This window comes from Monashia sp. HAY1-5C (assembly GCF_056755255.1).
Genome location: NZ_JBPGXG010000482.1, coordinates 1 through 258, shown reverse-complemented (window position 1 = coordinate 258; position 258 = coordinate 1). Strand labels below are relative to the sequence as shown.

The window sequence follows — 258 nt, the reverse complement described above, 5'->3', positions numbered from 1 at the left end:
GCCACACCGCGAATGCGGCGACGATGGCCGTCCTACTCGTCATCCTCTTCCCACGCGTCTGGGTCTTCGTCGCGGGACTCACGTGGACCCTGCTGATGGGCTTCAGCCGCACCCAGGTGCACGCGCACTGGTTCAGCGACACGGTCGGCGGCGCGATCCTCGGCGCGGGAGCCGCGCTCGTCGTGGCGGCCGCCTTCACCGTCCCGATCCTGAAGGAGCGGGCGCGCGGGGCGGGCCGGACATCCCTCTTCCTGGAAC

1 protein-coding gene is annotated in these 258 nt (G+C 70.9%); it reads left to right on the top strand.

Features of this window, described 5'->3' with window-relative positions; translation table 11 throughout:
• Positions 1–23 precede the first annotated feature (23 nt).
• On the top strand, positions 24–258 hold a 235-nt coding region (locus ACR9ZK_RS22515; protein WP_481344151.1), incomplete at its 3' end, for a phosphatase PAP2 family protein.